Here is a 5,116-nt window from a genome sequence, read left to right on the forward strand (position 1 = left end):
GCCCCCGGTCTCGGCGATGACGGCGCCGCCCACGTCCCCGATCTCGATGTTGCCCCCGCCGGTGTTGGCCTTGAGCGCGCCTCCCACGCGGTTGATGTGGATGCCGCCGCCGCCCGTCTCCACCTCCACGGCGTTATTGCCGTTGTCCACCGTCACCGTACCCCCGCCGGTGGAGACGCTGAGCGGACCGCCGGCCGTGCCGATGTGGATGTTGCCGCCACCGGTGGAGACGGACAGATTGGAGCGCACTGAACCGACCTCTACGCTGCCGCCCCCGCTGGAAGCCGAGACCGGGCCGCCCAGGGCATCGAGGCGCAGGTTCCCGCCGCCGGTCTCCGCCGCCAGCGTTCCGTTGAGCCCCGTGGCCGTCAGGTTGCCGCCCCCGCTCCCCAACTCCACCTGCGCCGTGTCCGCGGGCACTTCCAGGACGAACTCCGCCGAAGCGTTGCGCGGACACTCGCCCACGCAGTCGCCGCTGATCACCGCCCATTCGCCCTGCCGGCTGGCGGCGACGCGGAAGGACTCCAGCCGGCGCCGCGCCGACTCTTCGGAGCCGCCGTTCACCCGCATCTTGAAGGAGTAAGTGATGTTCTGGGCGCCGCCCTGCACGCGCACGTTGCCCATGTCGGTCTTGAGCTTGACGTTGCGGGCCGCCGACAAGCTCCCGGAAACCTCCTGCACCCAGCCCCCGCCCTCGCGGTAGATGCGGCTGGAGCTGCCGGAGCCATAGCCGGCGCCCCAGTTCCCCGTGACCTCCTGCGCCGGGGCCAGGGCCGCGGTCAGCAGGAGCGTGAGCATTCCGATCTGGAGCTTCTTGTTCACTTTCTTCTCACTCTCTCCCATCTCGTCGCCGGACTGCCCGGAGGCAGCCGGGCCGTCAGTCGATCTGTGCGGTCGAGGCCAGGATGCGCTTGGCCTCCGAGCGGATGTAGTCGTTCTTGTCCTGCGCGGCCAGGGTCACCAATGCCTGGCGCACGCTGGAATCGGCGCGCACCGGCTGCAGCAGGTGGATGGCCTCGGAGCGCACGCCCTGGTTGGCGTCGTTCATCAGCGCCTCCAGCACCGCGTTGCGCACCCGGATGTCGTCCTTCACGTAGGGGCTGAGCCCGTCCAGCGCCTTCAGCCGCACCCCGGGGTTCTTGTCGTAGCGCAGCGAGAACATCAGCGCCTCGCGCACCTGGTTGTCCTGGGAATTCTGCGCCAGGATGTTGGTGGCATTGATGCGCACCCCGGAGTTGGCGTTGGCACGGGCCGCGTAGAGCAGCAGTTGCTGGATCTGGGGATTATCGAGCGAGCCCTGCACCGACTGCGGCTGCAGCGTGTCGTACTTGATCTGCACCTGGTTGGTGCCGGGGACCTGAGTGATGTCGTTGATGCCGGCGATGGAAGCCTGGGCCGTGGAGTTGTCTCCGGGACCGGCGTTCGGCCGGTGGGTCACCTGCCAGGTGGCCAGGATGCCGCCGGCAAAGCCCACCATGAAGACCGCGGTCACGAGGGCGGGGGCCAGCTTGGCCTGGCGCATCCAGCCACCCAGGTCGAAGACCCAGCGCGACCACCAGGCGCCCTGCTCGGCGGTCTCCAGCCCCTCGTTCAGGCGCAGGCGGGAGGCGGCCAGCAGGTTGGGGGAAGGCTCGGCCACCGGTAGCGACGACATCTTCTCCTGGAACTCGCGCGCGTCGCGCATCTCCGCGGCGCACCCGGGACAGCGCTCCACATGCTGCTCCAACTCGTGGCGCGCGTCGTCGGCGAGCTCCTGGTACAGGTACAGGACGATGTTGGCCTTCACCCATTCGCAGTTCATGGCTTCACCTCATGTCGGCGAGCGTGCCGCGCAGCTTCTGCGTAGCCCGGAAGAGCGTGTTCTTCGCCGTTTCTTCCGTGGTCGAGAGCATCTCGCCGATGGTCCTCAACTTCAGCCCCTGGTAGTGCTTGAGCTCGAACACCAGGCGCTCCCGCGGGGTCAGCTTGCCCAGAGCGCGGTGGATGCGGGCGCCCAGCTCCCGGCTCATCAGGTCGTGCTCGGGGTTGGCGCCGGCGCGGTCGTCGGAGACGTGGTCGAGCAGGTCGTACTCGCTGCCGTCCTCGGCGGTGGCCACGTGCGCGTCCTCCTTGCGCGTCGTCCGCTTGCGCAGATGGTCCAGGCACAGGTTGGTCACGATGCGGTAGATCCAGGTGTAGAACGAGCACTCGAAGCGGAACGTCCCCAGGTTCTTGTAGGCCTTCAGGAAGGCCTCCTGGTAGATGTCCTGGGCGTCGCTCTCCGAGCCGGTCAGGTGCAGGGCCAGGCGCAGCACCGCCTTGTCGTACTGCCGCACCAGCTCCTCGAAGGCCACGCGGCTGCCGCGTTGCGCTTCCCGGATTAGCAGGCTGTCGTCCACGCGGCTCGAAACCTGACCCACCATGCTTCCCCGCGACGGGAGGGACTCGGGACCGACTGGCTTGCCGCCGTTCGCGTCTGCCTTCCCTCGCCCTTCCCCGGCCCGCTCGGGCTTGGGACCGGACATCCACCACCATTTTGCCCCCAAGGGAGGCATGGGGTGCACTGCTTGGGCCGGCATCGCTTCTCCTGGACTACCCGCGGCCCGTCCGTTCAGACCGCCGTTCTCAACCGCTCAACCGTTCCCCGCGGACCTTCGATCCGGGGTCTCGGCTTCCATGGTCTTGGACGAGCCGGAAGCGAAACCGTGAGCAGGGATTATAGGCTTTCGCGGCCTAGATTGGGCCTGCGGCTCGTCCCTGATCCCTCCCTGTTCCACCTCTCGGAGAGGGCTCGCAGGGAGGATTTGCGCTGACGGTCCCCCCTGCTGTTTACTAGGCGGTCCCGCTGCTGCGGGGGTGAGGCATGGTCATGGCGAAGACTGGGCGAAAGTGCATGCAGTTGGGCGGGTTCCTGGCGGTGCTGCTGGCCGCTTCCTGGACGGCGGCGCAGGCGCCTCCGGCAGGGCCTCCCCCCGAGAAACCCGCCGAGCAAGTCTACAAGAACATCCAGGTGCTCAAGGGCATGCCTGCTTCCCAGCTCATCCCCACCATGCAGTTCATGTCGGGCTCACTGGGCGTCCCCTGCGAACACTGCCACGTGGACCCGCGCGAGAGCGACGCCAAGAAGGAGAAGGTCACGGCGCGCAAGATGATCCAGATGGTCGCGGCCATCGACCGCGACCACTTCGAGGGCCGTGCCGAGGTCACCTGCAACAGTTGCCATCACGGCCAGCCCAAGCCGGCCACCGTCCCTGCCATCGCCCAGGCCGCCTGGGTAGCACAGATGCAGCCCCAGCCCTCCGCCCCGGCCTCCGTGCCGTCGGTGGACGATCTGTTCGCCCGCTACCTGAAGGCGGTCGGCGGGCGCGAGGCCGCCGACGCCATCCAGACCCGCGTCTACAAGGGCACCGCCACCGGCTACGACGGCAACGAGGCGCCCCGTCCCACGCCCATCGAGATGTACGCCTCGGGGCCCGGCAAGCTGCTGGTGGTGCAGCAACTGCCCAACGGCGCCGCTTCCTCCTACGCTTACGACGGCGACTCCGGCTGGATGAAGAACCCCCGCGGCGTGCGCGCCCTCAACCCGCGCGAAGTCGAGACCGTGCGCGAGCGCGCCGCCGCCCTCGACCTGATCCAGCTCGACGACTACCTGACCACCAAAGTCGCCGGCCAGGAGACGGTCAACGGGCGCGCGGCCTGGGTGGTGGAGGGCACGCGCAGAGGCGCCAGCCCGGTCAAGCTCTGGTTCGACGCCGAGAACGGCCTGCTCGTGCGCAAGCAGACGCAGGTGGCCACCGCCTTCGGCCCCTCCCCGCTCCAGACCGACTTCGCCGACTACCGCCCCGTGGGCAAGCTCAAGCTGCCCTTTCGCGTGACCTCGGGGACGCTCAGCTCGGGCGTGGTGCGCGAGTTCAGCGACATCCAGCTCAACCTGCCGGTCGAGGACAGCAAGTTCGCCATGCCGGCGGCGGCGAAGTAGCCGGTCGCCAGTCGTCAGCACAGACAAAAGGCCGGCGCCCGAAGAGCGCCGGCCTGATCTGCGCCAATCCGCGTGGATCCGCGGCGAAAGAGCTCCGCGGCGGGGAAGCTACTCCACCGTCTCGCGCTCGATGCGCACCTTGACGCTGGCGGTGACGTCGCGGTGCAGCTTGATGGGCACGGGGAACTCGCCCAGGTTCTTGATGGGCTGGTCGAGCTGGATCTTGCGCCGGTCCACGTTGAAGCCGCGCGCCTCCAGCTCCTCCCCGATGTCGGAAGAGGTGACCGAGCCGAACAGGTGCTCGCCTTCGCCCACGCGGCGGTAGAAGGTCAGGGTGAGCTCGTCGAACTGCTTGGCCAGCAATTCGGCGTCGGCCTTGTCGCGGGCCAGGCGGCGCACCGCCGCCTGCTTCATCTGCTCGATGACGGCGCGGTTGCCGGGCGTGGCCTCGATGGCCAGCTTGCGCGGCAGCAGGTAGTTGCGGCCGTAGCCGTCGGCCACCTTGACCACGTCGCCGCGCGCCCCTAGCTTGGGAACATCTTCTTTCAGGATGACTTCCATGTCGTCAGAACTCCTGTTTCGAGTTTCCCGTTTCACGTTGCAAGCAGGTCACGCGGGGCGTGAAACCTGAAACTTGGAACCTGAAACGGTTACTTCCTAGCGCGCCGCAAAGGGCAGGAGCGCGATGTTGCGCGCCTGCTTGATGGCGGCGGTGAGGCGGCGCTGGTGCGGCGTGCACACCCCCGTCAGCCGGCGGGGAATGATCTTGCCGCGCTCGGCCACGAACTGCTGCAGCAGGCGCACGTCCTTGTAGTTGATGGAGTCGATCTTCTCCACGCAGAACTTGCAGACCTTTTTGCGGCGGAAGAACTTGCGCGGCCCGCCCTCGCCCCGGCCGCCAGGACGTCCACCCGGTCCCGGGCGCCGGCCAGGACCGTATCCCCCGGGACGCCGCGCTGGCGCCGTCGGCCCGGCTGGTTCCCCGGTGGCGGCTGGCTTCGTCGCCGCTTCGCCGGTCGTAGTCACTTCCTTCTTTTCTTCGTCAGCCATGATTCTCCTTCATCTTGAGAGGCGACCGCATGGCCGCCACTCGACAAACCGGTTACACCGTCGCTGGCGCCGGCTCGCTGCCGGTCGCCATCTCGGCGGTCTGCGGAC

6 protein-coding genes are annotated in these 5,116 nt (G+C 68.2%); 1 reads left to right on the forward strand and 5 read right to left on the reverse strand.

Annotated features, from left to right (window positions below):
* From VEG08_05085 to VEG08_05095, 3 genes are all read right to left on the reverse strand, one after another.
* Nucleotides 1-822: hypothetical protein (locus VEG08_05085; protein ID HXZ27357.1), on the reverse strand; the 822-nt coding region annotated here is incomplete at its 3' end.
* A 55-nt stretch (nucleotides 823-877) separates the two neighbouring features.
* Entirely contained in the window at nucleotides 878-1,801 is a 924-nt protein-coding gene (locus VEG08_05090) for a zf-HC2 domain-containing protein (protein HXZ27358.1), read from the reverse strand.
* Between the two features lie 4 nt (nucleotides 1,802-1,805).
* On the reverse strand, nucleotides 1,806-2,402 hold the full coding sequence (locus VEG08_05095) for a sigma-70 family RNA polymerase sigma factor (protein HXZ27359.1): 597 nt from the start codon (nucleotides 2,400-2,402) through the stop codon (nucleotides 1,806-1,808).
* Nucleotides 2,403-2,848: 446 nt separating this feature from the next.
* Here VEG08_05095 and VEG08_05100 point away from each other — a divergent pair, with 446 nt between their 5' ends.
* Nucleotides 2,849-3,958, forward strand: coding sequence for a photosynthetic reaction center cytochrome c subunit family protein (locus VEG08_05100; GenBank protein ID HXZ27360.1), 1,110 nt, complete (start codon nucleotides 2,849-2,851; stop codon nucleotides 3,956-3,958).
* Between the two features lie 108 nt (nucleotides 3,959-4,066).
* Here VEG08_05100 and rplI read toward each other — a convergent pair whose 3' ends face one another.
* Both rplI and rpsR read right to left on the reverse strand, forming a co-directional pair.
* Nucleotides 4,067-4,519 (reverse strand): 50S ribosomal protein L9, encoded by a 453-nt coding sequence (rplI, locus tag VEG08_05105; protein ID HXZ27361.1) that lies wholly within the window; start codon nucleotides 4,517-4,519, stop codon nucleotides 4,067-4,069.
* A gap of 96 nt (nucleotides 4,520-4,615) precedes the next feature.
* Nucleotides 4,616-5,008: a 30S ribosomal protein S18 gene (gene rpsR / locus VEG08_05110; protein ID HXZ27362.1), complete on the reverse strand. Its 393-nt coding sequence runs from the start codon at nucleotides 5,006-5,008 to the stop codon at nucleotides 4,616-4,618.
* Nucleotides 5,009-5,116 lie beyond the last annotated feature (108 nt).

The sequence above is a fragment of the Terriglobales bacterium genome, from assembly GCA_035624475.1.
Taxonomy (GTDB): Bacteria; Acidobacteriota; Terriglobia; order Terriglobales; family Acidobacteriaceae; genus DASPRL01.

What these genes read in the sequence shown, in the direction of transcription:
- VEG08_05100 (HXZ27360.1), top strand. Translation starts at nt 2,849, where the DNA reads ATGGCGAAGACTGGGCGAAAGTGCATGCAGTTGGGCGGGTTCCTGGCG.
- rplI (HXZ27361.1), bottom strand. Translation starts at nt 4,519, where the DNA reads ATGGAAGTCATCCTGAAAGAAGATGTTCCCAAGCTAGGGGCGCGCGGC.
- VEG08_05095 (HXZ27359.1), bottom strand. Translation starts at nt 2,402, where the DNA reads ATGGTGGGTCAGGTTTCGAGCCGCGTGGACGACAGCCTGCTAATCCGG.
- rpsR (HXZ27362.1), bottom strand. Translation starts at nt 5,008, where the DNA reads ATGGCTGACGAAGAAAAGAAGGAAGTGACTACGACCGGCGAAGCGGCG.
- VEG08_05090 (HXZ27358.1), bottom strand. Translation starts at nt 1,801, where the DNA reads ATGAACTGCGAATGGGTGAAGGCCAACATCGTCCTGTACCTGTACCAG.